General features: G+C 33.6%; 3 protein-coding genes. 1 reads left to right on the top strand and 2 read right to left on the bottom strand.

All coding sequences use genetic code 11. The features are described from left to right. Both ACJML3_RS03290 and ACJML3_RS03285 read right to left on the bottom strand, forming a co-directional pair. The coding region (locus tag ACJML3_RS03290) for a carbohydrate porin (protein ID WP_406020593.1) at nucleotides 1–1,127 on the bottom strand (1,127 nt) is incomplete at its 3' end. A 173-nt stretch (nucleotides 1,128–1,300) separates the two neighbouring features. After that, on the bottom strand, nucleotides 1,301–2,929 hold the full coding sequence (locus ACJML3_RS03285) for an AAA family ATPase (RefSeq protein ID WP_406020591.1): 1,629 nt from the start codon (nucleotides 2,927–2,929) through the stop codon (nucleotides 1,301–1,303). A gap of 266 nt (nucleotides 2,930–3,195) precedes the next feature. Between ACJML3_RS03285 and ACJML3_RS03280 the strand changes: the two genes are divergently transcribed. After that, a partial coding sequence (locus ACJML3_RS03280) for a carbohydrate porin (RefSeq protein ID WP_406020589.1) occupies nucleotides 3,196–3,766 on the top strand: 571 nt, incomplete at its 3' end.

Raw genomic sequence — 3,766 nt, 5'->3', positions numbered from 1 at the left:
TTACCAGCATCATGCTTTAAGTACTTCTCATGTTCAACAAATGCACCTAACTCAGCGATAACCTTAGTCATCTTGGTTAACTTGTAGTAAGGACGAACAACTAAACCAAAAGTCTTCTTGCTGTCATATGCATTTGAAGTTGAGTATGCTGCATTGAACTGGTGGAACATACCAAAGTTTTCAGTAAACTGGCTTAAACCGACGTTTAATAAGCGGTAGCCCTGACCGGTGAAACCAGCATGTCCATCGAAGCCTGAATTTGCTTTGATATCAGCGGTTGTTGACCAAGCACAGTCAGCTGATGAACCAGAGAATGACTGTAAAACAGTCTTATTGAATCCGCCTAATACGTTTAAGGTTAATTCAGCAGTCAGGTTGAATGCATCTTTTAACTCATTATCCTTAGTCCAAGTGTATGAAGAGAACTTACCATTCTTATCACGCTCAGGACGTAAGTATGTTGCACCTAACTCTACAGATGCACCATCCCATGCAGGGAATACGTAACGGGTATCAAATACATTTAAGCGAACTTTAACCTCTTCTTCTGTTGCAAACTTACCTTTTGCAACATCACCAACGGCACCTGTTAAAGCATTTCCTTTATCGTCTTTCTGGTCAGCTTTCTGCTTAATAACATACTTATCTTCAAAAGTCTTATAGGTTGCATTGCCGTTATCTTTTCTAGTCCAAGCTGCTGATAATTTACCAGTACCAACATTTAACTGTTCAAAGCCTACGCCATGACCTGAAACATCATAGAAGTAGAAATCGCCAATATATGAATCTTCACGCTGAACGTACTTCTTACCAATCCATAGAATTGCGTCTTTATCTAAAAGACCTTTAACCTGTGCATAGAGCTGACGGTTTCCGATATTACTCTCCCAATTGTTTTCATTACCGTTACCACCTACAGCGAACAAGGCTCCAATTGACCATACAGTATCATCTACCTTAGCAATATCACTAGATAATTGCATGTCCATGAAAGTATCGTTCTCGTTACCAAAACGACCTAGCTGCTGAACATATGTCTTGTGACCATATGTTGACTTACCGTGCATAACACCAGAACGCATGTAACCACTAACGTCTACTGGTGCAGCCATTGCCTGAGCTGACATTAAACCTGCTAGAACACTAGCGGCCTATATATGTAAGATCAAAATATAAACTTTTGATTTATCAAATGGATAGTAAATATAAATCGGTCCTATGTGAAATTTTTTTATTTGCAATTGTAGTTTCAATTCATATTATTTCAATGATCGATTGTTTTATCGTGAGATAAAAGAGATTATTTTATGACGCAGTATTCTGATATTGCTCTTTCTTTTGAATCAAAAACCATTGCTATTTTTATAACTCTATCTTTAAGTGGAAGAGTATCACCATAATGTTTTTTGATAATCTGTTCAGATGCTTGTTTTAGCAATAACTTAAGATCAGCTGTTGATTTTGCATATTTAAACTCAATTACAATTCTTGATGAATCAAATTCAATTTGAAGATCTGATCTTCCTTTTGAGCTATTGGATTCAGAAAGAATATTTAATCCGGCACCTTGAAGATACATCTGAATGTGACTTCTTAATGAAGATTCATCTTTTATTGGATACTTGTCATATGATATAGAATTTAAGATGGCATTGAACAAAGAAACAATCTCTTCTGCATTACCATCTATCAATGAATTTATTTGAATATTAGATATTGAAGGCTCAATTCCAAATATCTTGAAATAAAGCAGATTTGACAAAGCCTTTCTTATTTCATTATTTGGAATTCCCAAAACGATATTTTTTCCAAGTTCTAGTTCTGAGTGTAATGTTAAATACCCAGTTTGGCACATCAAAACTGTTGGATTGATATCTAAAAGAGAATTTGGATTAGAGAATGATTCATGTGATATATAAATATCTTTATTTGAATATTCTGTAACATCTAGTTCATGGTTATCCAAGTAATTTTTCAGAATTGATGGAATACCACCATTATCAAACCAGTAATCACCAAACTTGATTTTTTCTCTATTAAAAGATTCCTTGAAAAAATTATTGATTGACCATGTTGAAAAAACTTTATTTTCAAAATCTTCATCAAAGCAATAGCCATCATATTCCATTGCTAGTTTACTGACTAATCTGTCAACATAATCAATTCTTATAGGATCATCTTTCTGCATTGAAGAAATATCTTTGCCATATAGCTTTAATATGACATCATCAATGTAATCTTTGAAATATTCTTTAATCTCTTCTTTTGTATAACCAACTATGTTTGAACATAGATTTTTATATGTTAGATCGATAATATCTGAGCCAACAGAAAACAATGCTACATGCTTAAGTCTTGTAACACCAGTTACTGCAAGAAATCTAATGTGACCACCACCTTTTAAGGACGCATATAAACTTTTTAAAGTTTCAGAAAACTTTTCATATTGGGCTTTATTATTAATATTTCTTGTTAGCAAGCAATCATATTCATCAATCAGAACAACAATCTGCTTTCCTATAGGCATAGCTTCAAACAAAGCCTTTATATAGCCAGCTGGTGTATCAATAATCGGATCTATTGAAAAATTATTTTTTGATGCAAACTTTAAAATCTGATTTTTAAGACCAGATAAAAAGGATTCATAGTCAGATGAAATATAGTCAAGAAAATTAATTCTTAAAATAGGATAGGTTGGTTCATTCCACTTATCGTATATAAAAGTTCCTTTAAAATATGGATCTTTTCCTAAGCCAAATAGCGTTGCTATAGTATCCAGTGTTAATGACTTTCCAAATCTTCTTGGTCGAGAAAAGAATATTCTGCTGTAAGATGAAATGATTTTATAAATTTCATTGGTTTTATCTACATAAATATTATTACCACTTCTTAATTCAACAAAACTGTCTGATAATAAAATGGACTTCATACCAAATAACTCCAATGAATCTTTTCATAGAAGTATAGCCTATTTGTTAATATTTTTATATCACAGACATTCACAAATTTCTTTCTCAAAGATATATCCATGAAAACAAACAATTCAACAAAAACTTTCACTTAAGCAAGAAAACAACATTCATAAATCATAAATTCAGTTCTTTCGAAAATTAAAACTTTGTAAAATCAATCAAATAGAAATTACTGTAGAAGATATGAAAGCTTATATAGGCCGCTAGTGTTCTAGCAGGTTTAATGTCAGCTCAGGCTTCTGCAGCTGTTACTCCTGATGTTGCATTTAAGGGTGATGCTTCATACGTTCGTGTTGGCCTCTTTTCAAGAAACTTCAATAAGAATGTTGGTGATGTAGGTCGTTTAGGTAATGAAAACGATACCTATTTAGAATTGGCTCCATCATTAACACTAGCTGAAGTAGATGGTGTTGAGTATAGATTAGTGTCTTCATTTGCTATGAGCTCAACATATAAAGGTACCTGGGCTGGTACAAATAATCAGCGTGGTGACAGAGCATCACGAAACATGGAAAATGCAGGCAAATCAGACAACAGTGATTTAGCTGACTTCTCAAATTTATCATTTGGTTTAACACAGGTTTATATGAGAGTTACCGGTCTTTTAGATTCAGATAAAGATGCAGCAATCTGGGTTGGTAAAAGATATCAGCGTCAGGACTCACATGTAGTTGATGCTTACTGGAGAGATGTTTCTGGTGATTCAGTAGGTATTGAGAATCTATCTGTAGGTTCTGGTAAATTCCGTGCAACCTGGGTACGTCGCGATGGTGAGTCTGTATTCACTAATAAAT

Origin of the sequence: Succinivibrio sp. (genome assembly GCF_045124615.1) — a bacterium.
Taxonomy (GTDB): domain Bacteria; phylum Pseudomonadota; class Gammaproteobacteria; order Enterobacterales; family Succinivibrionaceae; genus Succinivibrio; species Succinivibrio faecicola.
The sequence above is the reverse complement of the archived record's forward strand: the minus strand, read 5'-3'. Positions and strand labels throughout refer to the sequence as shown.

What these genes read in the sequence shown, in the direction of transcription:
- ACJML3_RS03285 (WP_406020591.1), bottom strand. Translation starts at nt 2,929, where the DNA reads ATGAAGTCCATTTTATTATCAGACAGTTTTGTTGAATTAAGAAGTGGT.